This window comes from Kutzneria sp. NPDC052558 (genome assembly GCF_044547355.1).
In the GTDB taxonomy this organism is placed as follows: Bacteria; Actinomycetota; Actinomycetes; order Mycobacteriales; family Pseudonocardiaceae; genus Kutzneria.
The window spans coordinates 186,494-210,234 of sequence record NZ_JBIUAG010000003.1; the positions used below are offsets into that span (position 1 = coordinate 186,494).

Consider the following 23,741-nt stretch of genomic DNA (forward strand, 5'->3'; position numbering starts at 1 on the left):
CCTCGTTCTCTAGGCGGCCGTGCCGCCATGTTTACCCCTTCACCCCATCGAGGGTTCACCGCGGGGCGGCGGACGGCCGGCCAACCCGATCACTCGATTGTGACGCGACTCGTGCGCCTGCTGACTGATACCCTGGTGGGGAGCCGGCGGTCCGCGGACGCGTCCGGAAGTGAACCCGGGACCCCCTGCGGGATAGCAGGAGCCCGGGTTTCGCGCTATCTGGGGTCGGTGATCACGTCGATGACGTGGGCCGATGTGATGATCTCCCAGGGTTCGGGGTCGTTGTGGAGTTGTGCGGCGAGGTAGCTGCCCACCAGAAAGTCGGCCAACCATAGTCGTTCATCGCCACGCTTGCGTTCGTGATCGATGCGCATCTGAGCCGTGATGCGGTGCGATTGCCGCAACCATCGACCGGTGCGGCGATCGTGTTGGTCCCCGGTATGCCGCGACTCGAAGATGATTCGGTCGACGTGCTCGACGTGTTGCAGGTGCGGCAGCAGCCAGGTGAGCAGTCTTGCTCTGGCCGCCTCCTGCTGAGTGTTGGTCGTTGTCCTGGTCACGACGACCGCGCCGGTGAACGACAGCTCGGCGATCGTTGTGGCGACCTCGATCCGCCGCTTCGCGCCCTCCTCCCGGTGGTGCAGGTGGTCCTGGTGAGGCAGCAGTGTCGCCCGCAACCCGGTCCGCAGTGCGGTCTCGTCAGAACTGGTCGACAGAGCGGCCGCCATGCCGTACATGCGGCCGCTGGGCAGTGGCCCGCCGCCTTCGTCGATGTGCGCGTAGATCTCCACCTGGTCCCCTTGCCGGTTAACCGGCAAGCGTAGACCGCATGAATCGACAACACGTTCGAGTGAAAGGACTCAAGCCCCAGGAAACTCTTACTCGGATTAGCTCTCGTTAGGAGCTACATTCGGAGGGTGATCGCTGATGAGCTGATGGCCACGGTGCTGGGTCTGAAGCGGGTGGTGCGGCGTCGGTTGCAGGGCCGGCAGCCGGGGCCGAGGCTGCGCGGGGCGCAGACGGAGCTGCTGCGGGTGGTGCGGCTGAGCCCGGGGATCGGGGTGGCGGCGGCGGCCAAGGAGCTGCACCTGGCCGGCAACACGGTGAGCACGCTGGTGAATCAGCTGATCGACAAGGAGCTGCTGCGCCGGGAGACGGATCCGAACGACCGGCGGGCGGCGCGGCTGTATCTGACGCCGGCGGCGGTCAAGCGGCAGGCGGCGTGGCGGGCGGAGCGCACGAAGTTGGTGGAAGGGGCGCTCGCGGCACTGGACGAGGACGAGGTGGCGGCGATCGAGAACGCCCTGCCGGCGCTGCGCCGGCTGCTGGCGGAACTGGGCGAGGAAGGGGTGGGCGCATGACGGAGCTGGCGGTCAGCTGCACGGATGTCCGGCACGCCTTCGGGGACACGATGGCGGTGGACGGCGTGGACCTGGACGTCCGCGCCGGCGAGGTGTTCGGCCTGCTGGGACCGAACGGCGCGGGCAAGACGACGACGATCCGGATGATCACGACGTTGTTGCCGTCGCCGCCGGGCCGGATCACGGTGTTCGGCCGGGACGTGGCCCGCGGCACGATGGCGGTGCGCAGGCTCATCGGCTATGTGCCGCAACAACTCTCGGCCGACGCCACGCTGACCGGGCGGGAGAACGTGGCCCTGTTCGCGCGGCTGTTCGACGTGCCGAGGCGGGAGCGGGCATCCAAAGTGGACGCTTCGTTGGACTCGGTCGGCCTGCTGGACGTGGCCGACCGGCCGGCGGGCACCTACTCCGGGGGCATGATCCGCCGGCTTGAGCTGGCCCAGGCCCTGGTGAGCGCGCCCCGGCTGCTGGTGCTGGACGAGCCGACCATCGGCCTGGACCCGATCGCCCGCGCCGGCGTCTGGGAGCGGATCCAGCAGGTGCGCGAGGAGACCGGCATGACCGTGCTGGTGACCACGCACTACATGGAGGAAGCCGACGAGTTCTGCGACCGGATCGCCTTGATGCACAAGGGAAAGCTCACCGACATGGGCACGCCGGCGCAACTGCGGGCGGCGCTGGGTCCGGACGCCACGCTGGACGACGTGTTCCGCGTCAGCACCGGCGGCGACCTGGACGGCGACGCGGCCAAGGGATTGCGGGAGATCCGCGCCACCCGGCGAACGGCCCGCCGTCTTGGCTAGCGCACCCGATCACCTCGCGAAGGGAGGCGGGCATGACCGCCGCGACCACTGAACGACCGGCCGGCGCGACCGGGCCGGCGCTGCCGGTGTTGCTGCTGAGCCGGATCGGCACGATGTGCCTGATCGAGTTGCAGAAGCTGCGGCACGACCGGACGGAGCTGGTCACCCGGGCGATCCAGCCGGCGCTGTGGCTGCTGATCTTCGGGGAGACCTTCACCCGGCTGCGGGTGATCCCGACCGGGAACCTGCCGTACCTGGACTATCTGGCGCCGGGGATCCTGGCCCAGTCGGCGCTGTTCGTGTCGATCTTCTACGGCATCCAGATCATCTGGGAGCGGGACGCGGGGGTGCTGTCGAAGCTGATGGTGACCCCGACGCCGCGCTCGGCGCTGATCACGGGCAAGGCGTTCGCGGCCGGGATCAGGGCGATCGCGCAGGCGGTGGTGGTGCTGGTGCTGTCGGCGGTCCTTGGCGTGTCACTGACGGCGAATCCCCTGAAGCTGCTGGGTGTGCTGGTCGTGGTGGTGCTGGGATCGGCGTTCTTCTGCTGCCTGTCGATCACGATCGCGGGCGTGGTGATGAGCCGCGAGCGGCTGATGGGCATCGGCCAGGCGATCACGATGCCGCTGTTCTTCGCCTCCAACGCGCTCTACCCGGTGGACCTGATGCCGGGCTGGCTTCAGGTGCTCAACCACGTGAACCCGCTGAGCTACGAGGTGGACGCCTTGCGGGGCCTGCTGTTGGGCACGCCGGCGGCGCTGTGGCTGGACTTCGCAGTGCTGGTGGGCACAGCGGTGCTGGGCATCGCGGTGGCTTCGGCGCTGCTGCCCCGGCTGGCCCGCTGAGAGCGGTGGCTGCCCCGGCTCGCCAGGCGAGCCGGGGCAGCATCGGGGTCAGCGGCCCCAGCCGCCGGCGATGACGCGGTTGCGCTGGCCCAGGGCCATGCCGCCGTACGGGTAGTCGATCGGCACCTCGCTGGCCGTGTTGAGGCGCTCGTTCTCCTTCTCGGTGAGCACGAGGTCGGCGGCGGCGAGATTGTCGGTGAACTGCTCGAAGGTGCTGGCGCCGATGATCACGGAGCTGACCTGCGGGCGGCCCTTGACCCAGGCCAGGGCGACCTGGGCGGCGGTGACCTCACGCTCGGCGGCGATGCTCTGGACGGTGTCGATGACGTCCCAGGTCCGCTGCTCGGCGGTGCGCGGGGCGAAGAAGCTGCCGATGCGGGCGTCGGCCAGGCGGGTGTCGGCGGGAGCCTCGGCGCCGCGCTGGTACTTGCCGGTGAGCAGGCCGCCGGCCAGCGGCGACCACGGCAGCAGACCGAGGTCGGTGGACTGGCACGCCGGCACGATCTCCCACTCGATCTCCCGGCAGAGCAGGCTGTACTGCGGCTGGAGGGTGACCGGCACAACGAGGCCGCGGGCCTGCGCGAGGTCGACGGCCTTCTGCACCTGCCAGCCGGTGAAGTTGGACAGGCCGTAGTAGCGGATCTTGCCGGCCCGCACGGCGTTGTCCAGGAATTCCAGGGTCTCGGCCAACGGCGTCAGCGGGTCCCAGGCGTGCACCTGGTACAGGTCGATCGCGTCCACGCCGAGCCGGCGCAGCGAGGCGTTGAGCGCGATGTCCAGGTGCCGGCGGGACAGGCCGACCGCGTTCGGGTCGCCCTCGGCGGTCGGGAACCGGCCCTTGGTGGCGATCACGATCTTGTCGGTGACCTCGTTCGGGCGGGACGCCAACCACTTGCCGATGATCGTCTCGGACGTGCCGCCGACGTACACGTCGGCGGTGTCCAGCAGCGTCCCGCCGGCGGCGGCGAACGCGTCGAGCTGCGCGTACGCGCCGTCCTCGTCGGTCTTGGCCCCGAAGGTCATGGTGCCGAGCGCGAGCGCGGACACCGAGCAGCCGCTACCGCCGAGCTTTCGATACTCCACAATGGACTCCCAGGGCGTTGAATGGCTTGCGATTTCCATTCTCTCCCTGGAGTTGCTCCATTTGCTCGGGTTTTCCGCTCAGAGCGAATCCCGCAGCACGGGGCAGGACATGCAGCGCGGACCGCCGCGCCCCGAGCCCAGCTCGGATCCGCTGATCCGCAGCACCTCGATGCCGGCGTCCTCCAGCCGCGCATTGGTTTCGACATTTCGCTCATACGCGACAACAACTCCGGGCGCGACGGCCAGGGTGTTGTTGCCGTCGTCCCACTGCTCGCGCTCGGCGGTCACGGCGTCCAGGCCGGTGTCGATCACCCGCAGCCGGTCGATGCCCATGGCGGAGGCCGCGGCGGACAGGAACGGCGAGGGACCGTCCACGGTGACGCCGCCGGCGCCGTCGGGCCGCAACGTGAAGGCGGACAACGAGTCGCGAATCGCCGGATACATCACGACGGCGTCCCGATCGACCATGGTGCACACGGTGTCGAGGTGCATGGTGGCGCGCTCCTGCGCGATCGGCACGGCCAGCACGGTGTGCGCGAGACCGTCCAGGAACACCGAGCGGGCGAAGGACTCGGCGCCGGCCGGCGTGGTGCGCTCGCCGACGCCGATGGCCAGCACGCCCTGCGAGAGCAGCAGCACGTCGCCGCCCTCCAGCGGGGCGGAGTGCGCGCCGTAGGCACGGGAGGTCTTGGCGAACCGGGGGTGGTAGGCGTAGATGAGGTCGGTGATCGAGGACTCGCGCCGGCGGGCCGGCATCACCAGCGACGACACGGCCACCCGGTCGGCGACCCAGGCCGAGGAGTCACGGGTGAACAGCAGGTTGGGCAGCGGCGCGATGGCGAAGTCGTGCGGCTGGTGCATGTGCCGCACCAGCGACGCGCCCTCGGCGGCCGGCAGCTCCTCGAAAGTCATGCCGGCCATCAGCACGGTGGCCAGCTCCGACGGGGCCAGCGTGGACAGGTGCGACCGGAGCGCGTCGGCCAGGTCGATGCCCAGCGCCCGCTCCTCGACGGCGGCGTAGACGCCGGCGGCCCGGGCCCGCTGGTCCTCCAGCGAGGTCCGCAGCAGGTCGGCCAGCAGCAGCACCTCCACGCCACGCGAGCGCAGCGTCTCGGCGAACGCGTCGTGTTCCTCCTGGGCCCGGCCGACCCAGGGGATGCCGTCGAACAACAGCTGGTCGTTGTTGCGCGGGGTCAGCCGCTTCAGTTCCAGTCCGGGTCGGTGCAGCAGCACCGTGCGGAGCGGGCCGACCTCGCTGTCGACCCTGGGCGTCGGCGTGAAGTCATCTGAGGAGGTCACGGCCACGAGGGTAGCCACGCCACAGTGGATTTGTCGCCCCTCAACCGGGTGTGACGGCGATTTCAGAAATAGAATGACCGTCAGAGCAGCCATCTGTTAAACAAATCAAGCGCGCTACCGGCGATCTGTTGTTCGCTACAACCCGGGGATGACGCCCTTCAGCAGCGCGTAGCCGACGAACGAGAAGATGTCGAGGATGGTGTGGGCGATCACCAGCGCCCACAGCCGGTTGAACCGCTGCCAGACCCGGCCGAACACCAGCCCGAGCACGATGTTGCCGAGGAAGCCGCCGAAGCCCTGGTACAGGTGGTACGACCCGCGCAGCACGGCCGCGGTGGCCAGCGAGGCGTTCTCGCCCCAGCCGAACCGGCGCAGCCGCGTGATCAGGTAGCCGACGACCAGCGACTCCTCGGCCCACGCGTTGCCGAACGCGGACAGGAGCAGCACCGGCACCCGCCACCAGGTGTCGCCCAGCGCCGACGGCACCACGTTCAGGTTGATGCCGATCGCCCTGGTCACGAAGTAGAACGCCAGCCCGGGAATGCCGATCAGCGCGGCCAGCCCGCAGCCGGCGAGCAGGTCCTTGCCCGGCCGGGTGCGGTCCAGCCCGACCAGCCGCGGCCCGATGCCGGCCCGCCACAGCAGATACGCTCCCAGCCCGCCCCAGGCCAGCAGTTGCAGCACGCCGGCCAGCTGCGCGAGCAGGTCGAGCAGGCTGACCGTGGCCTGCTGGACGTTGAGCGCGACGCTCTGCTGGTTCAGCGGCTTGGGCTGGAGCAGCGCGTTGAGCAGCGAGATCAGGCTGCGCAGCCCGGACAGGCCGAGCGTCGCGCTGAAGACGATCAGCAGCTCCCAGGTGTAGCCGCGTCGCTCGGCCGGATCGGTGATCGGATCGTTCACGACCCGAGCCGGCGCCAGCCAGCTGCGCAAGGTACCCGCCATGCAGGGGACGCTACTTGCCTGCTGCTGGGAGCCCGCTCGGCCCCGCCGGTGCTTCGCACGGTCGGGGCGAGGCACCGGTCACGAGGGGCCGAGCCGCGACGCCGGAGGCGGCGCCAACAAGCACAGTCACCCCCGCTGGACCTGCGTCAAGAACGGGCAGCCCATCAGGCGTCGCAGTTCGCCGGACAGCTCCTTGGGCGTGCTGACCGGATGCGCGAAGGCGATCCGGACGTCGTGGTCGCCCTCGACGGCCTCGACCCGCAGGCGCAGGCCGAGCCGGTCCAGGCCGAGGGGCCGGACGTGGCCGCCGCGCAGATGCTCGGGCAGGTGCCGGCTGAGCAGTTCGACGACGTCCCGGTGGGACAGCTCCAGGTGGCGCAGCCACTGGTCCTCGTGCTGGCAGAACGGATCCGGCTCGGCCTCGCCGAACTCGCTGGGCCGCACCGAGCTGGTGCCCTCGGCGTCGGCGACGACCATCGACGCCGGCGTCAGGCGCAGCACGGTGGCCCCGTGGCCGGCGTCCAGCAGGCGCGGATCAGGCTTGGCCTCGACGACCTCCAGCACCGCCGACCGGGCCTGCTCGCCGTCGAGAACCCGCAGCCAGCCGGTGATCCACAGCAGCCCGCGCACCGGTTCCCGCAGCGGCACCGGGGCGGTGTCGGCGAGTTCGAGCATGCCGGTGAGCTCGCCGCGAGGGGCCTGCCTGGCCAGTTCGACCAACGGGTCGTTGTCCCGGAACAGGAGCGTGGCGGCCCCGTTCGCGTGCACGTGGTGCAGCATCGGCACGGTCCGGGACGCCGAGGCCGACGCCTCGTCGGCGCCGGGCAGCACGGCCGCGCGACCACCCCGCACGGCGATCGTCCGGGCCCGTTCCGCCGCGGTGGGCGCCGGCGGCCGATACGTTGCCTGGCTCATCGCTCACCTCCAAGTTAGGTCACCCTAACCTCCGATGGCCGGTCTTGGGAAGCGCACGAACGTGTGCTCCCTGACCAGCGCCGACGTGTCGGTCACCGAGTCAACGGCCGACGGCGATGCCGGCCTCCTCCGCCCAGGCTGCCACGTCGTCCCGCCGCAGCGCAGCCGCCAACAGGTCGGGGAAGCGGTCCGGGGTGCAGGCGAAGGCCGGCGCACCCAACTCCGAGAGCCGCGCGGCCAGCTCGTGGTCGTACGCCGGTGCGCCGCTGTCCGACAGCGCCAGCAGCACCACCACGGTGACGCCGCTGGCCACCAGTTCCCGCACCCGACGCAGCAGCTCGCCGGCCACGCCGCCCTCGAACAGGTCGCTGATCAGCACCATGACCGAGTCGGCCGGCCGCTTGATCAGCGACTGCCCGTAGGCGACGGCGCGGTTGATGTCGGTGCCACCGCCCAGCTGCGTGGAGAACAGCACGTCGACCGGGTCATCCAGGGTCTCGGTCAGGTCCACGACCTCGGTGTCGAACACGACCAGCCGGGTTTCCACGGCTCGGATGGAGGCCAGCACCGCCCCGAACACCGCCGAGTAGACCACCGACTCGGCCATCGACCCGGACTGGTCGACCAGCAGCACGACGTCCCGCAGCGAGGCGCTGCGGCTGCGCCGCTGCCGGCCGATCAGGTCGCCGACCACCACGGTGTTCTGGGCCGGCTGGTAGTTCTTGAGATTGGCCCGGATGGTGCTGGCCCAGTCCACATCGGACAGTCGGGGTCGGTGGGTGCGGCGGGACCGGTCGATCGCGCCGTGCACGGCAGCCAGCAGCCGGTCGGCCAGCTTGCGCTCGACGTCCTCGACGACCTTGCGCACCACCGCCCGCGCGGTCTCCCGGGTGCGGGCCGGGATCGCCCTGGACAGCGAGACCAGGGTGCCGACCAGCCGCACGTCCGGGTCCACTGTGGACAGCAGCTCCGGTTCGAGCAGCAGCTTGTTCAGCCCGAGCCGCTCCACGGCGTCGCGCTGCATCACCTGCACCACCGAGGTCGGGAAATACGTGCGCACGTCGCCGAGCCAGCGGTGCAGCACCGGGGAACTGTTGCCCAGCCCGGCGCCGCGCTTGCCGTCCTGGCCCTCGCCGCCGCCACCGTAGAGCGCGGTCAACGCCCCGTCCCGACGCTGGTCGTCCTCGCCCAGACCACCCATCTCGCCGGCCGCCCCGCCGAGCAGCAGCCGCCACCGCCGTTGCCGTCCGTCGGTCACTGCGGCACCTCGCTAGCGCTCGGTGTCCGTGTGCCCGGACGGACTGTGTTGAATGATTCGCTCGCAAGCTCGCTCATGCCGTAGCTCCGATCAGATCACGGACGTGGGCGGCCAGGCGCTCGGCCCGCTCCTCGTCCCAGTCGCCGGTGGGCGCCGCGACGGACCGGCGGTCGCCGGCCATCACGCGGTCGCCGAGGGTGCGCCGCTCGGCCGTGCTGAACTCGCCGACCGCCCGGCGCAGCAACGGCAGCGCGTCGGCGAACGCCTCGTCGGACAGGTCGCTCAGCCAGGTGTCGATCAGCGCGAACAGCCGGTCGTCGGCGGCCAGCAACGCGGCCGACCCGCGCAGGAAGCCGGCGACGAAGGCAGTCGCACCCGCGTTGGCCGAGACGGCGCGATGCAGCCGCGCGGCCACGGAATCGGTGTCCAGGTCACCGGATTCCCACAGCAGCCTGGTCGCGCGCCCGGCCGGCAGGCCGTGCGCGTCGGGCAGCGCGACCAGCCGCAGCAAGGCGTCCCGCCACACCGCCCGGTGATCGTCGTCAGCGGCCAGGCCGGCGGCGTCCTGGGCGGCGTCGAGCGCGGCCACCAGCTGGTCGGCGGTGTCGTCGTCCACGTTGCGACAAGCCAGCGGCAGCCCGACCGCGCCCCGGGCCAACAGGCCGTGCAGGGCGGATCGCAGCAGCTCGGGATCGGTGCCGCGGACCGAGCCATAGCGAATGGTGGCGGCCAGCGTCGGCAGCGCCACCAGCAACTCGGCGGCGTCGGTCGCGGCCGCGGCGCAGCGGTCCAGGGCCCGGCGAGCGGCGGCCACGGCGTCCGGCGACTCGCAGTCGACCGCCCGCCCCAGCACCTCGGCGGCCTTGGCCACCCGGTCCGCGTCATTGGCGCGCTGCCGCAACACCTGCTCGGCCGCGGCCTCCACGGTGGTGCCGTGCCGGGCGGCGGCCGCGACGGCGACCGCCAGGCTCGGATCCCAGCGCACGCGCCAGGCCTCGGCGAACGTGCCGGTGCTGTTGGTCTGGTCCCGCTCGCCCCACGGCACGTCCAGCACCCGCAGCCGCCACAACAGCTTGGACCGCTCCCGGTCCATGTCCTTACGCAGATCGAGTCGCATCTGCTTCTCGATCGCGGCAGCCGGCAGCCGCAGCCGCCGTTGCAGGCGCTCGAGATCGGCGGCCAGCGGCGAGCGGGGCACGCCCTCGCCGACCATGCCCAGCTCCTCGCCGACCACCAGCCGGTCGTGCACCAGCCGCAGCGGTGTGTCGTCCCCGCCGCACAGCACGGCCAGCGTCGCCTCGCTGACCTCCGCCAGCCCCGGCGACGGCCGCCCGCGCATGGCCGCCAGGGCGTCGGCGAGCCGCACCGCCTCGACGGCGCTCGCCGTGGACGCCGGCAGGTCCTCGTCCCGCAGCACCTGGCAGGCGCGGGCGAACCAGCGCGGCACGGTGTCGCCGGCCGCGGCGGTCTCCCACAGGTGCGCGTACCAGCCGGGCGAGGCGATGCCCGCGCCGTAGCCGGCGGCGTTGGCCAGCCGGCCGTGGCTCCACGGCACCCAGGTGCCGCTGATCTTCTTCTTCGGCAAACCCTTGAGCAGCGCGGAATCCGCGGTCGCGGTGGGCAGCTCCAGCAGCGCCGGCACGTGCCAGGCGCCGCAGACGACCACGATCGGGCCGGCGACGTCCTTGAGGCCCTTGCGGATCGCCTGCCGCATCGCCGCCTCACGGCGCAGCGTGCGCTGGCCGACGTGATCGGCGAACTCGTCCCGCAGCGCCGTCATCGCCTCGGCGACCGCCTGGGCCAGCCCGATCGGATCGGCCGCCGCGTGGTGCTCGACGACGTCCTCCCACCAGCGCTCCGGATCGTCGAAGCCGGCGGCCTCGGCCAGCAGCCCCAACGGGTCGATGGCCACCCGATCCGGCTCGTCCTGCTCGCCCAGCGTCGCGGCGGCGGCCAGGTCGAAGAACCGCAGCGGCACGGTGTTCTCGTCGGCCCAGCGCAGCGCCTGCCACTCCGGCGAGAAGCCGGCGAACGGCCAGAACGCGGCCGTCGCCGGATCGGACTCGTCGTGCAGCAGCAAGGCCACCGGCGGGGTCAGCCCGCTCACGTGCGCGACCAGCCCGTCGGCCTCCGGCGGGCCCTCCACCAGCACCAGCTCCGGCTCGATCGCCGCCAGCGCGGCGGCCACCATGCGGGCCGAACCCGGCCCGTGGTGGCGGATGCCGAGCAGCGTGACCCGGTCGGGAAGCTTGGGCATCAGGCGTAGCCGGCGAGGTCGTGGTCCTGGCAGGCGCGGTACAGGTCGCGCCACTCGGGACGCTCCTTGACCACTGCCTCCAGGTACTCCTGCCAGGCCGCGGTGTCCGACACGCGGTCCTTCACCACCGCGCCGAGCAGCCCCGACGCCAGCTCGTCGGCCCCCAGCCGCCCGTCGCCGAAGTGCGCGGCCAGCGCCATGCCGCTGGTGATCACCGAGATCGCCTCGGCCGTGGACAGGCTGCCGCTGGGCTTCTTCAGCTGGGTTCGACCGTCCACAGTGGACCCGTTGCGGAGCTCCCGGAACACCCGCACCACCCGGCGCACCTCCTCCAGCGCCGGCGGCTCGGCCGGCAGCTGCAACGCCCGCCCGAGCTGGGCCGACCGGCTGGCCACGATCTCCACCTCGGCGTCCTCGGTGGCCGGCGGCGGCAGCACCACGGTGTTGAACCGGCGGGCCAGCGCCGAGGACATCTGGTTCACGCCGCGGTCCCGGTCGTTGGCCGTGGCGATCACCGAGAACCCGGGCACGGCCTGCACCTGGAAGTTCAGCTCCGGCACCGGCAGCGCCTTCTCGGACAGCACGGTGATCAGCGAGTCCTGCACCTCGGACGGCATCCGGGTCAGCTCCTCGACCCGGGCCACCGCCCCGGTCCGCATCGCGCGCAGGATCGGGCTCGGCACCAGCGCCGCCTCGCTCGGCCCCTCGGCGATCAGGCGGGCGTAGTTCCAGCCGTAGCGCACGGATTCCTCGCTGGTGCCGGCGGTGCCCTGCACGACCAGCGTGGAGTCGCCGCTGACCGCCGCGGCCAGGTGCTCGGACAGCCACGACTTCGCGGTGCCGGGCACGCCGACCAGCAGCAGCGCCCGGTCGGTGGCCAGCGTCGCCACCGCGACCTCGACGATGCGCCGGTCGCCGACGTACTTCGGGGTGATCGCGGTGCCGTCGGGCAGCTCGCCGCCGAGCACGTAGCGGACGACAGCCTGCGGCGACAGCTTCCACATCGGCGGCTTGGGCCGGTCGTCGACCGCCGCGAGGACGCTGAGCTCGGCGGCGTACTGCTGCTCGGCAGACGGCCGCAGCACGATTTCGGAAGTCAATGGTCGCCCCTTCGATCAAACGCGTCCCGCAGTTGGACGCGCAGATGCAGCACTGCTTGTTCGTTGGTGTGTTCGGGCCAGCGTTCGGCCATCCGCGGCCACTGCGCGGTCAGCACGCCGACATCGCCCCTGGTCAGCAGGACGGGTGGCGGCCGGCCGGTGCGCCAGCCGGGCGTGACGGCGACCATGAAGCGTTGCAGCAGCGCCTCCGTGGTCTCCGCCGACCACGGCCCCGCCAGCTGCGAGCAGCCATGGTCGAGCAGGTCGTACTTCCAGTCGTGGGAGACGGCGACGAGCACCTCCGCGGCCGACCGCGGCGGCAGCGAGTCGATCGCGTCCAGCAGGGCCATGCCGGTCAGCACCTCGGACGCGGCCAGCGCCCACGGCACCGGGTCGGCGGCCAGCGGCAGCGCGTCGGCGATGCCCTGTAGCAGCGGCTTCGCCCACGGGCTGGCCACCACCTGCTCCAGCTCCCAGAACTCCGGCGGCACCGAGGCGGCGGCCGCCCGCAATCGGCCGGCGATGCCGGTCTCGGTGTTGCCGTCGTGCAGCAGATCCCGCTGCTCGGCGGCGTCCGGCTCCAGCTCGAACCGGCCGTCCGGGACCACGTCGGCGTCGCGCAGGCCGTCCCAGAGCCGGCGCTCCGCCCGCTGCGCCAACGCCGTGCCGGGCAGTTTGCGCAGCAGCCGCAGCGCGCGGTCGTGCACACCGGCCGCCCGGTCATCCAGCGCCGCCTCCAGGATCGGCTCGTCCTCGATGGACAAGCCGACGTCCAGCGCGTCGATCAGGAGCTGCCGGTCGGAGGCCCGGCGCTCCTGCGGGAACCGCTCCGCGACCAGCGTTCGGACCGCCCCCTGGTCGGTCCGACGCCACTGGCGCAGCGCGGTCAGCCGCTGGCCGGCCGGCGCGTCCGGGTCGTAGGCCTGCTGGTCGTCGACGCCGACAGCCCAGGACCAGCCCTTGTTCAGTTGCGCCAACCACTGCCCGCGAGCGCCCAGCACGAGCCGGATCGCCGCCCGCAGCGTCGGCCGAGACGTGCCCAGAAGCAGCAACGACGGCAGTTGGGCATGCGCCGCGACGACTCCGGCCCGGCGCGCCGCCGCGCACCACTCGGTCAGCAACGCCTCGTCGTCCCAGCCCAGCACCTGGGCCAGCACGTTGCGCGCCGACTCCCCGGCGATCTGCGCCTTTTCCGGCGGGGCAAGGGAAATCGGCACCAGACCGTCCGGCGTCCTGGGCAGCCGCGCCCCGAACCGGGCCAACCCCAGCGCCGCGCAGTCGGCCAGCAGCGTGTCCCGGTCGACGTTGCCACGCCGCGTGCCGACCAGCAGCTGCTGCACGGTCTCCTGCCACCGCTGTTCCGTGCTCACGACACCACCTCCGGGAAGGCGCCCGGCGCCGCGATCGCGCACAGTTGCAGGGAATCCCCGTCCCACAAGCCCATCGCGTCGAACGGCTCGCCGCCGGTCTGGGCCAGCGCCCGCTCCAGCGACGTGCCGATCCGCACCGGCAGCCCGTGGCCCGCGGCGTCCACCAGGTACAGCGACCGGTCGTCCCGTGCCGGCCGCGTTGCCTTGCAGCACAACGGAACCAGCCGCAGCCACGGGTCGCTGACCAGCAGCGGCTCGGCCGCCGCCAGGGCCTCGGCCCAGGTGTCGGGCAACGGGATCGGCCCCGCCGGACCGGACCGGGTCGTCTCGCCGACCGCCACCCGTTTCGGCAATCCGCCCGGATAGGGGTGCATCACCGCCGTCAGCTCCGCCCCCGGAGTCATTGCCGGCACCGGAATCGCGCCGCCGGCCGCGTGCCGCGCCGTGTACACCCACTGCTTGCGCGAGCGCCCCCACGCCCACTGCCGCACCGTGCGCACCTTGCCGTCGTCACTGTCCATACGCAGCAACACCACCCAGTCGTCGGCCCAGCTCTCGCCGGCCCGCACCTCCTGCTCGGTGGTGGTGAAACCCAGCCGAACCCTTGCCGCCTCGGAGAAATCGGTGCGGGTGAGCAGGTACAACCGTCCGATGTGGTCGGTCGCCTCCTCGTACCAGCGGGCGCGGTTGGCCCCCACCACCGACCGCAGCTCGCCGATCGCCGACGCGATGCCCGGCGCCTGCGCGTCCACCATCCGGGCCATGATTCCCTGCCACCACACGGGTTCCCGTGACGGCAGAGTGTGCAGGCCGCCGGCCGACAGGTCGGTCAGCCAGTCCGTGAGCCCGGCGATGCCGGCCCGCACCGACTCCTCCCGGCGCTTGCCCGGCTGCGCCGGCTTCCGCTCGGCCGTGGACCGCGTGTGCCGGGCCCGCAGCCAGCTGCCGACCCAGTCCGGCTGGCTGCCCTCGTGAGTGGAACCGTTGGCGTGCAACAGTTGCAGCGCAACCGCATGCTTGCACGGAAACTTGCGGGACGGGCACGAGCACTTCGTCGCACGGTCGGACAGGTCGACACAGACCTGGTACGGGCTCTTGCCGCTGCCCTCGCACAACCCCCACAGCGCGGCGTCGTCCCGGCCCAGTTCCGGCCACTTCGCCGGGACCGCCAGCTTGCTGGCCCCGGTCGCCACCTGGCGGTCCGGAGCCTGCGCCAGCACTGCCTCCACATCCATGCGACGACCATATGGGCACCCACCGACAGTTTTGAATGCCGCGCGTCCCGCGCGGGGCTCGGCCGCTCGTGACCGCTGCCTTGCCTGGCCGGACCAGGCAGCGACGCGGCCGAGCGCTTCCCACGGTGAGGACTACGCCATTCGCCCAGGTCACAGTCGGGTGAAGCCCGTTTGCCGGGTTCGAGCGCCCCTGGTAGGAATCGACGCGTTATGCCAAGGGGGGACGGGTGGAGAAGGTGAGCACTGCCGTCTGGCAGCCACCGACGGGCGCTCCGGCGGGCCAGGACCCGGACGTGCGGCGGGAGGTGTGGGTGCAGTCCTGGGTTCGCGACTGGATCTCCCGGACCTGGGGCACGAACGTGTTCCTCGCGCTGATGTGCCTGCTGTTCGGCCTGCCGGTGAGCACGATCCTGGCGACGCTGGCCGTGCTGGCGCTGAGCCTGCTCATGCTGCTCTATCGGCTGAAGGTGGGCCGCACGCTGCCGGACATGGCCCAGTTGCTCGACGAGGAGCCGGCCAGGCTGGTGGAGATCGAACAGCTGGGGCGGGGCGTGATCAGGGCGGAACAGAAGCTGCTGCGGGTTCGCGAGGGCCTGCGCGGCGAGCGCGCGTGGCTGGTCGGGCCGGACGACAGCGGGCTTGCCGCGCTGTTCGAGGAGGCGCTGCCGACCCCGTACGCGGCGCGAGTGGTGGACCAGCCGCCGCGACCGGGCGATCGGCCGGCCGAACAACCACGGGATCCGCGGGGCGAGGCGAAGCGGGCGGCGTTCAACGGACTGCGGAACTACGTCGTCGGCTGGGGCTTCGTCATCGCCATCACTGTCTGCATCGGACTGGAGCTGGCTCCACAGCCGCGGGTGCTGGCCGCGCTGTACGTCGTGGCGGCAGCGGTGATCGCGCTCCTGATGACCAGGAGCTGGCTGCGTCGGATGCGTGGGCACCTGGGCGTCGATCAGCTGTTCGAGGCGCCGCTCGTCGAGCACCGGGCCCGGTTGCACGCGGACCGTTCGTTCGCCGTGGCCACGGAGGGCGGCGCCGAGCTGATCGCCAAGATCCGCTGGGAGCACGGCGTGGCGGCGAACGTGCGGGCCTCGGGACGGCTGTGGATCGCCGGCACGCCGGCGTCCGGTGTAACGCTGGGGGTGGGCGTTCCTGATTTCCCCATTGCCGGGGTTATCCGGTTCAACTAGAGGGGGGAAACCAAGGGTGGACGACACCCTGTTGTCGGCCGCCGTGTGGCGAGCCAGCGATCAGTGGCAGACCGAGGACGACCCGGTCGACCTGCGGATGCGGGTTCACGGCACGTGGGGTCGCCACTTTCTCGGCGGCGCGGTCGGGATAGCGCTCGTGGCGGCCATGTTTCGCGGGATGTTCAACGGCTTCGTCGCCCCGGTGGTGCTCGGGCTCGGCGCGGCGGCGCTGGTCGCTGCCGCTGCCTGGCGCTGGGGCACGGTCGGGCGGTGGATGCCGACGGTGAAGACACTGCTCGCGCGTGGTGCGAGCCGGCGGGTCGCGGCGGTCGTGGTGGGCCATCGGGGCAACAGTGCTGTGGTCGTGGCCGAGGGGCGATACCTGCGGGTGCGGCCGGCGGCGTGGGCCGTGCGGCAGGTCATCGCCCGCACCGGCGAGATCACAGTTTTCGGGCCGGACGCCAAGGGCAACGCCGTGGTGTTCGTGGACAGTCAGCCCACGCCGTTGCCGGCCAAGGTCGTCTCGGCGCCGGCGCAGATCGGCGCGGAGCCGATCGCCCCGGTCTCCTGGCATGGGGCCGAGGACGAGGTCCCGATGTCCTACGCGCGGAAGCACGCACGCCTGCAGTGGCTCGGACCTGTCGCCATGCTCATCGCCATTGCGGGATTTGTCATCGACGCGAACCGCCACGAGCTGGCGTTCGATGTCAACTGGTTCTTCGCGGCCATCCTGGCGCTGTCCGCCGTTTGCGTCCCGGCCTCGACATATGTGCAACTGCGGCTGCCACGGCTTGTCGCCGCCGGGCAGTGGCAGCAGTACCAGGCCGTGGTTCTCGGTTGGCGTAGCGAGGGTTCGCAGTGGGCGGCCGCTGATCTGTCGGTGCAGTTGAGCCGAACCGACGGGGAACTGCGTCGGATGGTGGTGAAGACGGCTCCGGTGGAGGTGGTGGCGCACATCAACGCCACCGGCACGTTGTGGGTGATCGACCCGGGCACAGGCCGGCTCACTGCGGCAGGCGTGCCGGGCTATCCGGTCGTCGCGCCGGCACGGTTTCAGTAAACGGAAATAGGGGGGACGAGGGTGGAGGACACCCAGTTGTCGGTCGCCGTGTGGCGGCCGGCCGAGCAGTGGCAGGCCGACGACAAGGCGGTCGAGCTGCGAATGCAGGGCTACGCGAGACGGAGCCGCACGATGGCCATCGGCATTGTCGTGCCGCTGGTGCTCGCGGCGGCGATGTTCGGCTTGCACTCGATCGGTCTGATGGTGCTGTTCCTGCTCAACGCGGCCTGGGGGTTGATCTCCGGCGTCCGGCACCAGATGCGGGTCGGACGCTGGCTGCCGGCGGCCAGGAGCCTGCTCAGCGGCAATCCCAGCCATCGGGTCGCGGCCCGGGTGGTCGCGCACAAGGGCAACCGCACGGTGCTCGCGGTCGGGCCCATGCACCTGAGGGTGGAACCGGTGCTGTGGGGCACCCGGCAGGTCATCGCCCGCACGGGTGAGATCACTATGGTCGGCCCAGATGCCGAAGGCCACGCCGTGGTGTTCGTGGACGGCCAGCCCATGCCGCTGCCGGCCAAGGTGGTCGAGGCGCCTGAGCCGATGGAGGCGGAGCCGATCGCGCGCGTCTCGGCGAACGCGGCTGAGGACGCGGTCACGCAGTGGTTTGCCACCCGATTTGCCCGCCTGATGTGGGCGCCGGCGGGCATCCTGGTTCTCATGCTGGCGGCGCTCGCCTTCGACGCGCAGCAGTCCCGGTTCTCGTCGATCTGGATCGTGTTCGTCGGACTGTTGATCTGCGCGATCGTCCTGACGCTCCGGATGACCGACCAGACCCGGCTGCCCAAGCTGCTCAAGACCGGGCAGTGGCAGGCCCATCCGGTGACCGTCGAGGAGTGGAAGGGCAACGTGCGCGTGCCGGCCGGGGACCTCACGGTGAAGCTGGGCGTGCCCGGCGGCGAGTATCGGCTGGTGGTCAAGCAGGCCTCGGCCGAGCTGGTGGCCAACGTGAGTGCCACCGGCACGTTGTGGATGGTCGGCCAGCCCACGGCGCGCAAGCCGGCGGCGGTCGGCGTGCCGGGATACCCGATCGTCGCGATCGCGAGGTTCCAGTGACCGACATGCCGATGTGGCGGCCGCCGGTGGACCAACCGTTGGACAGCGATCCGGCGATCCAACTGGTGCTGAACGCTTGGCGGCGGCGCAAGGTGGTGCGGCCGGTCTTCACCTACGTGGCACTGGCCGCGCTGATGTTCCTCACCCACCGCGGCTTCAGCGCGCTCGGCGTGCTGTTCGTGGTCGGGGCCGGGGTGACGTTGGCGGGCGTGTTCCAGTTCCGCAGCCGCGTGGGGTGGTGGCTCCCGTCGGCGCCGGCGCTGCTGGAAGGGGCGGTCGCGGCGCGGGTGCGCAGCGAGGTGGTCGGCGGCGCGGGCGCGTGGACGCTGCTGTCGATCGACGGTGGGCAACTGTGCCTGCGCCTGACCAACGGGGATCACTCCGTCCGGCAGTTGTTGGCCCGCCAGACCGAGGTGTCGATGGTCGGCCCGACTGCCGACGGTGTCGCGGCCGTGGTCGTCGACGGGCTGCCGGTGCCGCTGCCGGCTCGGGTGGTGCCGACGCCGGCGGCGCCGACTCCGGTGGCCGCGACCGGCGAGGACCTGCCGCGCATCGCCGCGGCCAAGGCGGTCCGGGCGGCGTGGCTGGTTCAGGTCGTGACCTCGCTGCTCGGGGCGTGCCTGGTCTACGACGTTGCGGTGTTCTTCGGCGGCTGGCAGCTGGCGCTCGCCGGCTTCGCGTTCGTCCTGATCACCACGACCATCGCCGGCCTCATCCGGCGCAACGACCAGCGCCGCCTGGTCAAGCTGCTGGACAACGGCCCGTGGCAGGCCTATCCGGTGCAGCTGCTGTCGTGGACCGGCAATCCGGCCCTGGTCGGTCGGCTGCGGCTGGCGCTGATCATGCCCGACGGCAACTGGCTGCCGGTCACCGCGAAGCTCGGGGCGTCCTGGCTGGTCGCCAACATCACCGCCACCGGGTACCTCTGGGTGGCCGGCACGCCCCGCTACGGCGTCGCCGCCGCCGCGGGAGTGCCGGGCCAGCCCAACATCGCGGCCGTGCGGTTCGAGGAGACTCAGGCCGGCTGACGGCCGGACCAGGTCCAGGCGTACGCGGGGTCCTCGCACGCCTGGGCCGCCTCGCCGAGCTCCAGCGGCCGGAACGTGTCCACCATCACAGCGGTCTCGTCGAAGTAGTCCGCGCCGAGCGACGCCTCCACCGCGCCCGGCTGCGGCCCGTGAGTGCAGCCGGCGGGGTGCAGGGACAGCGAGCCGATGCCGATGCCGGAGCCTTTGCGGGCCTCGTAGTTGCCGCCGACGTAGAACATCAGCTCGTCGGAGTCGACGTTGGCGTGGTTGTACGGCACCGGCACGGCCAGCGGGTGGTAGTCCACCTTGCGCGGGCAGAACGAGCAGACCACGAAGTTCGGGCCCTCGAACGTCTGGTGCACCGGCGGCGGCTGGTGCAGGCGGCCGGTGATCGGCTCGAAGTCCCGGATGTTGAACACCCACGGGTACAGGCAGCCGTCCCAGCCGACCACGTCGAACGGGTGGTGGGCGTAGGTGAACCGGGTCAGGCCGGCCCGGTGCCGCACCAGCACGTCCACGTCCTCGCCGTCGGCCAGCAGCGGCTCGGCCGGCACGCGCAGGTCCCGCTCGCAGTACGGGGCGTGCTCCAGGAACTGGCCCTTGGTCGACAGGTAGCGCTTGGGCGGCCCGATGTGGCCGGTGGCCTCCAGCACCAGGATGCGCATCGGCTCGCCGGAATTCGGCGCCACCCGATAGGTGCAAGAGGTGGGGATCACCACATAGTCGCCGTCGGCCACCGGCAGCGCGCCGTAGATCGTCTCCACCACGCCGGCCCCGGTCTGCACGTAGAGCAGCTCGTCGCCGGTGGCGTTGCGGTAGAGCGGGCTGGGGGCGGTCGCGGCGACGAAGGCGATCACGACGTCGGAGTTGCCGAACAGCACCCGCCGCCCGGTGATCGCGTCGGCGTCTGCCCAGTTCAGGGCCGGTGTTGTGAAGTGTCGCGGCTTCAGCGGCAGGTTCGGTTCGGTGCCGCCGCGCCGGTCGTCGACGGTCCGCGAGTCGACGATCGCGGTGGGCAGATGCCGGTGGTAGAGCAGCGCCGAATCGGACGAGAAACCCTCGACTCCCATCAGCTCCTCGGCGTACAGACCGCCGTCGGGCGTGCGGAACTGGGTGTGCCGCTTCGGGGGGATCTGGCCGACCTGTCGGTAGTAAGGCATTGGGCTCTCCGGGTGTCCGATAGTCGGACATCTTTGTTCAGCTGCCGTGACGCCGCTAGCGTGTCACCCGTGTCAAGCGCTGTAGAACTCCGTGCGCCCGGTCCACGAGGCACGCCGCCGCTGCTCGCGAGGCTCGTCGACGACGCGGCGCTGTTCCCGCCGGGCAACGCGACGATGGCCGACGCGGTCCGTGGACACCTCGACGGGCGGTCCGGCGAATGGGCCGGTGTGCTGGGACTTTTCCTGTGTCCGGCGTCCCGGCTGCCGGAGCTCATCACCGAGCTGATCAAGGCCAAGCCGGTCAAGCCGCTGGCCATCTCGCTGGTCGTCGACACCGGCCTCGGCGGCGTGCCGAAGGCCGTGTCCATCGTGGAGTCGCGCAGCGAGCTGCTGTCGCTGCGCATGGTGGAGATGCCGGCCCCGTCCGACGTGGACGAGGTGTGGCTGGAGCGGGTGTCGGAGTTCGTGCCCGAGGACGTGATCCGCGTCGTCGAGCCGCGCCGCGGCGGGGCCGAGTGGCTCGACGGCGTGGCCCGGGTCATCGAGCACGGCAGCTGGCCGAAGCTGCGCTGCGGCGGCCTGAGCCACGAAGCGTTCCCCAGCGTGGACCAGGTGGGCGACTTCCTGTCCGTGGTATCCGGTGGCGGTGTGTCCTTCAAGGCCACGGCCGGCCTGCACAACGCCATCCGGCACACCTCGCAGGAGTCCGGCTTCACCCACCACGGCTTCCTCAACCTGCTGGTGGCCACCGCCCGGTCGCTGTCCGGCAAGGACGTGCGGGAGGCGCTGGCCGAGACCGACGGGGAGAAGCTGGCCGAGGAGGCCAAGGCCCTGTCCGACCCGGCCGCGCACGCGGTCCGCGGGGTGTTCGCGTCCTACGGGTCGTGCTCGCTCACCGATCCCGTGACCGACCTGGAGAAGTTGGGGCTGCTGTGACCGAGCTTGCGAGGGAACCATTCGACGCAGTGGCGTACTTGATCGCAGGCTCGCCGAGCGCTAGCGAGGTGGGACTGTGACCTGGATCGACGACCCGGAGTTCACCGGGGATCACCCGTTCGGCCCGCAGACCCTGCCCTACGGTGTGATCGACGAGGGGGTCGCGGTCCGGGTCGGCGGGCAGGCGCTGCCGCTGCGGCCCATCGCGTCCTCGTTCGGCGGCCGGCTGGCCGAGCTGGTGTCGGCCGACAGTCTCGACCCGTTGCTGGCCGCCGATCGGCCGCTGTGGAGCGAACTGCGCGCCCGGCTGCTGGAACTCGTCACGGCGACCAGGGCGCCGCAGGGGGCCGCTCTGGCCCCGTTGGCGTCGGCCCGGCTGCCGTTCACCGTCGGCGACTACGTGGACTTCTACTCGTCCCGGCACCACGCCGAGAACGTCGGCAAGATCTTCCGGCCGGACGGGGCCGCGCTGCTGCCGAACTACACCCACCTGCCGGTCGGCTACCACGGCCGCGCCGGCACCGTCGTGGTCTCCGGCACCGACGTGGTCCGGCCCAAGGGCCAGCGCAAGGGCGACCACGGGCCGGTGTTCGGCCCGAGCGTGCGGCTGGACATCGAGGCCGAGGTCGGCTTCGTGTGCGGCGGCCCGGTCACCGGCGAGGTCAGCATCTCGGCGGCGGCCGACCACGTGTTCGGCGTGGTGCTGGTCAACGACTGGTCGGCGCGGGACATCCAGGCCTGGGAGTACCAGCCGCTTGGCCCGTTCCTGGCCAAGTCCTTCGCCACCTCGGTCGGGGCCTGGATCACGCCGCTGGAGGCGCTGTCCCGGGCCAGGGTCGCCCCGCCGACGCCGCCCAACCCGCTGCTGCCGTACCTGGTCGAGGACACCGACTGGGGCCTGGACCTGGCGCTGCGGGTGTCGTGGAACGACACGATCGTCTCCGACCCGCCGTTCGCCAGCATGGCCTGGACGTTCGCCCAGCAGCTGGCCCACATGACCGTGAACGGCGCGACCGTGCGGCCCGGCGACCTGTTCGCCTCCGGCACGGTCTCCGGGCCGGACAAGTACCAGCGCGGCAGCTTCCTGGAGCTGAGCTGGGGCGGCAAGGAGCCGATCGAGCTCAAGGACGGCAGCAAGCGCACGTTCCTGGAGGACGGGGACACCGTGGTGATCACGGCGACCGCGCCCGGCGAGGACGGCGCCGTGGTCGGGTTGTCCGAGGTGGCCGGCACCGTGAGGCCGGCGGCCTGACATGGTCGAACCGGCCACCCGTGAGAGCTCGCTGACCCTGGAGCGGGGCCTCGCCCTGCTCCAGGCCGTCGCCGACTCGGACACGGGTGCGCCGAGCATCAGCGACCTGGCCACGGCCATCGGCGCTTCTCGGGCGGCCGTCTACCGCCTGCTGGTTCCGTTGCAGGCCCGGGGTCTCGTGCTGCGTGACGGTTCCAAGGTGCGGCTGGGCCTCGGCGTGTTGCAGCTGGCGGCCAAGGTCGTGCCCCAGCTGCGCAACGCCGCCACGCCGCCGCTGCGGGAGCTGGCCGAGGGCGTGGGGGCGACGGCGCACCTCACCGTGGCCGAGGGCCACGAGGCGCAGGCCGTCGCCGTCGTCGAGCCCTCGTGGACGACGTATCACGTGGCATACCGGGTGGGCACGCGACACCCGGTGACCCGCGGCGCCGGCGGCAAGGCCATGTCCCTGCCGCCGGGCGGCCCGGAGTGGATCGACAGCACCGGCGAGCTGCAACCCGGCGCCTACGGCGTCGCCGCGCCCGTGCGGGGCGTGCCGGGCCTGCGGGCCAGCGTCGGAGTGATCTCCATGGAGCCGCTCGACCAGGCCGCCGTCGGCCCCCGGGTGGTCGCCGCCGCGGCGGCCGTCGCCGAGGCGCTCAGCTGACGATCGTCTGGTAGAGGGCGAAGGCCGCGAACGCGGCGAAGACGAAGCCGGCGATGCGCTGGATGAGCTGGGGACGGACGCGGGAGCGGATCTTGCGGCCGATCAGGACGGCCACGCCGGCCACGGCGACCAGGGCCAGCCAGGCGCCGATGCCGACGGCGAACGGATGCCCGTAGTGGGCGGTCAGGCCGGCGGTGGCCAGCTGGGAGGCGTCCCCCCACTCGGCGGCGAACAGCACGCCGAACGAGGTGAGGGCGGCCCGGCGGAAGGAGACGTCGGCGGGGCCGGAGCGGGCGGCGTCCTGCTCGCTGTCCTCGCCGGCGGCGAAGCCCTCGCGCAGCAAGGTGAACGCGCCGATGCCGAACATGACGGCGACCACGCCGGTGGTGACGCGTTCGGGCAGCAGGGTCAGCACGCTGCCGAAGGACACGGCGATGACGCACTGCACCAGGAACGCCACGCAGACGCCGACGAACACCGGCCAGGCGCGGTAGCGCGTGGTCAACACCAGGGTGGCGACGAGGGTCTTGTCCGGCAGCTCGACGGCGAGCACGACGGCGAAGGCGGTCAGCAGCACGAGCAGTGTTGCGGCCACAGGGGCAGTCCTTCCCACATGTGGCCCGACCGGGGGACACGCGACCCCGACCGGGCGCGAATCACCCGGCCGGAGGTCTCGTTCGCCCGCGATCACGCGGGTGAGGCACCGGATTCCGATGGCGGAATCAGTATGTCGATGGCCTCGCCGGGCCGCCGCGATGAGGGCGGACCCCGGGAACTACTCCCCTCAGGCAGCACTGATTGTACCCAACGCATGAGTCGCGCGCCGCGACGCGCGTCACAGGCCCACCGCGCTGGCGCTCGGCGGTCTGCGACCAGGTCCCTGTGCTGAATGGCGCCCTCGCAAGCTCGGTCTGCGACCAGGTCCCTGTGCTGAATGGTGCCCTCGCAAGC

General features: G+C 71.8%; 22 protein-coding genes. 10 read left to right on the plus strand and 12 right to left on the minus strand.

Annotation, left to right across the window (positions count from 1 at the left end):
- Positions 1 to 215: 215 nt before the first annotated feature.
- Positions 216 to 791: a hypothetical protein gene (locus ACIG5F_RS07360; RefSeq protein ID WP_396516568.1), complete on the minus strand. Its 576-nt coding sequence runs from the start codon at positions 789 to 791 to the stop codon at positions 216 to 218.
- Between the two features lie 126 nt (positions 792 to 917).
- Between ACIG5F_RS07360 and ACIG5F_RS07365 the strand changes: the two genes are divergently transcribed.
- From ACIG5F_RS07365 to ACIG5F_RS07375, 3 genes are read left to right on the plus strand one after another with little or no spacing between them, the layout of a single operon-like run.
- Positions 918 to 1,361 carry a MarR family winged helix-turn-helix transcriptional regulator gene (locus tag ACIG5F_RS07365; protein ID WP_396516569.1) on the plus strand — a complete coding sequence of 148 codons (444 nt, stop codon included), beginning with the start codon at positions 918 to 920 and terminating at the stop codon, positions 1,359 to 1,361.
- Positions 1,358 to 2,164, plus strand: coding sequence for an ABC transporter ATP-binding protein (locus tag ACIG5F_RS07370; protein WP_396516570.1), 807 nt, complete (start codon positions 1,358 to 1,360; stop codon positions 2,162 to 2,164). The genes ACIG5F_RS07365 and ACIG5F_RS07370 overlap by 4 nt, the downstream gene beginning before the upstream one ends.
- Positions 2,165 to 2,196: 32 nt before the next feature.
- Positions 2,197 to 3,009 (plus strand): ABC transporter permease, encoded by an 813-nt coding sequence (locus ACIG5F_RS07375; RefSeq protein ID WP_396516571.1) that lies wholly within the window; start codon positions 2,197 to 2,199, stop codon positions 3,007 to 3,009.
- Between the two features lie 48 nt (positions 3,010 to 3,057).
- Here the strand turns inward: ACIG5F_RS07375 and ACIG5F_RS07380 are convergent, their stop codons facing one another.
- From ACIG5F_RS07380 to ACIG5F_RS07420, 9 genes are all read right to left on the minus strand, one after another.
- Complete coding sequence (locus tag ACIG5F_RS07380; RefSeq protein ID WP_396516572.1) at positions 3,058 to 4,092, minus strand: aldo/keto reductase; 1,035 nt, start codon at positions 4,090 to 4,092, stop codon at positions 3,058 to 3,060.
- A gap of 78 nt (positions 4,093 to 4,170) precedes the next feature.
- Positions 4,171 to 5,391 carry an arginine deiminase gene (locus tag ACIG5F_RS07385; protein WP_396516573.1) on the minus strand — a complete coding sequence of 407 codons (1,221 nt, stop codon included), beginning with the start codon at positions 5,389 to 5,391 and terminating at the stop codon, positions 4,171 to 4,173.
- Positions 5,392 to 5,526: 135 nt separating this feature from the next.
- Positions 5,527 to 6,333, minus strand: coding sequence for a CPBP family intramembrane glutamic endopeptidase (locus tag ACIG5F_RS07390; protein WP_396516574.1), 807 nt, complete (start codon positions 6,331 to 6,333; stop codon positions 5,527 to 5,529).
- Positions 6,334 to 6,459: 126 nt separating this feature from the next.
- Positions 6,460 to 7,248 (minus strand): DUF2470 domain-containing protein, encoded by a 789-nt coding sequence (locus ACIG5F_RS07395; RefSeq protein WP_396516575.1) that lies wholly within the window; start codon positions 7,246 to 7,248, stop codon positions 6,460 to 6,462.
- A 100-nt stretch (positions 7,249 to 7,348) separates the two neighbouring features.
- The gene (locus ACIG5F_RS07400; protein WP_396516576.1) at positions 7,349 to 8,506 is read right to left on the minus strand and encodes a VWA domain-containing protein; all 1,158 of its coding nucleotides are present in this window, start codon (positions 8,504 to 8,506) and stop codon (positions 7,349 to 7,351) included.
- Positions 8,507 to 8,579: 73 nt separating this feature from the next.
- Positions 8,580 to 10,763: a DUF5682 family protein gene (locus ACIG5F_RS07405; protein ID WP_396516577.1), complete on the minus strand. Its 2,184-nt coding sequence runs from the start codon at positions 10,761 to 10,763 to the stop codon at positions 8,580 to 8,582.
- A complete protein-coding gene (locus ACIG5F_RS07410; RefSeq protein WP_396516578.1) occupies positions 10,763 to 11,863 on the minus strand; it encodes an AAA family ATPase in 1,101 nt (366 codons plus the stop codon). Before ACIG5F_RS07410 ends, ACIG5F_RS07405 begins: the two co-directional genes overlap by 1 nt.
- The gene (locus ACIG5F_RS07415; RefSeq protein WP_396516579.1) at positions 11,860 to 13,233 is read right to left on the minus strand and encodes a DUF5691 domain-containing protein; all 1,374 of its coding nucleotides are present in this window, start codon (positions 13,231 to 13,233) and stop codon (positions 11,860 to 11,862) included. Before ACIG5F_RS07415 ends, ACIG5F_RS07410 begins: the two co-directional genes overlap by 4 nt.
- Entirely contained in the window at positions 13,230 to 14,468 is a 1,239-nt protein-coding gene (locus ACIG5F_RS07420; RefSeq protein WP_396516580.1) for an SWIM zinc finger family protein, read from the minus strand. Before ACIG5F_RS07420 ends, ACIG5F_RS07415 begins: the two co-directional genes overlap by 4 nt.
- A gap of 236 nt (positions 14,469 to 14,704) precedes the next feature.
- Between ACIG5F_RS07420 and ACIG5F_RS07425 the strand changes: the two genes are divergently transcribed.
- From ACIG5F_RS07425 to ACIG5F_RS07440, 4 genes are read left to right on the plus strand one after another with little or no spacing between them, the layout of a single operon-like run.
- Positions 14,705 to 15,658 (plus strand): hypothetical protein, encoded by a 954-nt coding sequence (locus ACIG5F_RS07425; protein WP_396516581.1) that lies wholly within the window; start codon positions 14,705 to 14,707, stop codon positions 15,656 to 15,658.
- A gap of 16 nt (positions 15,659 to 15,674) precedes the next feature.
- A complete protein-coding gene (locus tag ACIG5F_RS07430) occupies positions 15,675 to 16,718 on the plus strand; it encodes a hypothetical protein (protein ID WP_396516582.1) in 1,044 nt (347 codons plus the stop codon).
- Positions 16,719 to 16,739: 21 nt separating this feature from the next.
- Positions 16,740 to 17,771, plus strand: a complete 1,032-nt coding sequence (locus ACIG5F_RS07435) for a hypothetical protein (protein ID WP_396516584.1) — start codon at positions 16,740 to 16,742, stop codon at positions 17,769 to 17,771.
- A complete protein-coding gene (locus ACIG5F_RS07440) occupies positions 17,768 to 18,799 on the plus strand; it encodes a hypothetical protein (protein WP_396516585.1) in 1,032 nt (343 codons plus the stop codon). Before ACIG5F_RS07435 ends, ACIG5F_RS07440 begins: the two co-directional genes overlap by 4 nt.
- Here the strand turns inward: ACIG5F_RS07440 and ACIG5F_RS07445 are convergent.
- Positions 18,787 to 19,959 carry a homogentisate 1,2-dioxygenase gene (locus ACIG5F_RS07445; RefSeq protein ID WP_396516586.1) on the minus strand — a complete coding sequence of 391 codons (1,173 nt, stop codon included), beginning with the start codon at positions 19,957 to 19,959 and terminating at the stop codon, positions 18,787 to 18,789. The genes ACIG5F_RS07440 and ACIG5F_RS07445 overlap by 13 nt on opposite strands.
- Before the next feature lie 69 nt (positions 19,960 to 20,028).
- On the opposite strand from ACIG5F_RS07445, the gene ACIG5F_RS07450 reads away from it, so the two are divergent.
- The 3 genes from ACIG5F_RS07450 to ACIG5F_RS07460 all read left to right on the plus strand — a co-directional run bounded on the left by ACIG5F_RS07450 (position 20,029) and on the right by ACIG5F_RS07460 (position 22,790).
- The gene (locus ACIG5F_RS07450) at positions 20,029 to 20,895 is read left to right on the plus strand and encodes a hypothetical protein (protein ID WP_396516587.1); all 867 of its coding nucleotides are present in this window, start codon (positions 20,029 to 20,031) and stop codon (positions 20,893 to 20,895) included.
- Between the two features lie 76 nt (positions 20,896 to 20,971).
- Entirely contained in the window at positions 20,972 to 22,147 is a 1,176-nt protein-coding gene (gene fahA / locus ACIG5F_RS07455; protein ID WP_396516588.1) for a fumarylacetoacetase, read from the plus strand.
- Between the two features lies 1 nt (position 22,148).
- Positions 22,149 to 22,790, plus strand: a complete 642-nt coding sequence (locus ACIG5F_RS07460) for an IclR family transcriptional regulator (RefSeq protein ID WP_396516590.1) — start codon at positions 22,149 to 22,151, stop codon at positions 22,788 to 22,790.
- On the opposite strand, the gene ACIG5F_RS07465 is transcribed toward ACIG5F_RS07460, so the two are convergent.
- Positions 22,783 to 23,385, minus strand: coding sequence for a TMEM165/GDT1 family protein (locus ACIG5F_RS07465; RefSeq protein WP_396516591.1), 603 nt, complete (start codon positions 23,383 to 23,385; stop codon positions 22,783 to 22,785). The genes ACIG5F_RS07460 and ACIG5F_RS07465 overlap by 8 nt on opposite strands.
- Between the last annotated feature and the right edge of the window lie 356 nt (positions 23,386 to 23,741).

What these genes read in the sequence shown, in the direction of transcription:
- ACIG5F_RS07370 (WP_396516570.1), top strand. Translation starts at nt 1,358, where the DNA reads ATGACGGAGCTGGCGGTCAGCTGCACGGATGTCCGGCACGCCTTCGGG.
- ACIG5F_RS07375 (WP_396516571.1), top strand. Translation starts at nt 2,197, where the DNA reads ATGACCGCCGCGACCACTGAACGACCGGCCGGCGCGACCGGGCCGGCG.
- ACIG5F_RS07390 (WP_396516574.1), bottom strand. Translation starts at nt 6,333, where the DNA reads ATGGCGGGTACCTTGCGCAGCTGGCTGGCGCCGGCTCGGGTCGTGAAC.
- ACIG5F_RS07395 (WP_396516575.1), bottom strand. Translation starts at nt 7,248, where the DNA reads ATGAGCCAGGCAACGTATCGGCCGCCGGCGCCCACCGCGGCGGAACGG.
- ACIG5F_RS07405 (WP_396516577.1), bottom strand. Translation starts at nt 10,763, where the DNA reads ATGCCCAAGCTTCCCGACCGGGTCACGCTGCTCGGCATCCGCCACCAC.
- ACIG5F_RS07420 (WP_396516580.1), bottom strand. Translation starts at nt 14,468, where the DNA reads ATGGATGTGGAGGCAGTGCTGGCGCAGGCTCCGGACCGCCAGGTGGCG.
- ACIG5F_RS07445 (WP_396516586.1), bottom strand. Translation starts at nt 19,959, where the DNA reads ATGCCTTACTACCGACAGGTCGGCCAGATCCCCCCGAAGCGGCACACC.
- ACIG5F_RS07460 (WP_396516590.1), top strand. Translation starts at nt 22,149, where the DNA reads ATGGTCGAACCGGCCACCCGTGAGAGCTCGCTGACCCTGGAGCGGGGC.